The sequence below is a fragment of the Caballeronia sp. ATUFL_F1_KS39 genome (genome assembly GCF_023630985.1).
Classification (GTDB): domain Bacteria; phylum Pseudomonadota; class Gammaproteobacteria; order Burkholderiales; family Burkholderiaceae; genus Caballeronia; species Caballeronia zhejiangensis.
Genome location: NZ_JALQDZ010000092.1, coordinates 1 through 271 on the forward strand (window position 1 = coordinate 1; position 271 = coordinate 271).

Here is a 271-nt window from a genome sequence, read left to right on the forward strand (position 1 = left end):
ATCCAGTGATTTAGTTCATCCCGATCACTGCCAGGTAATAGCAACATCGTGGTACTTACCATCCGCGCTGTGTCAGTTAAATCAACCGACTCTCCGTTTGCCGTCTCAATAGGTAATCCATACAGATCGCCCAGCTTAGCATTCTGACTTAAGAATGCGGTAACACCGGTTTCACCGTTATCGACGTTAGCCTCGGTGATTAGCCCCATGTCGTTTTCATTAAACGCCCGGGTGCGTTTCACCATGGTCCGACTACTGCGACCGCCTGTAC

1 protein-coding gene is annotated in these 271 nt (G+C 49.8%); it reads right to left on the reverse strand.

From position 1 onward, the window contains the following. Positions 1–245 (reverse strand): hypothetical protein (locus tag NCR93_RS31700; RefSeq protein WP_250532472.1); only part of this gene is annotated, 245 nt, incomplete at its 3' end. Positions 246–271 lie beyond the last annotated feature (26 nt).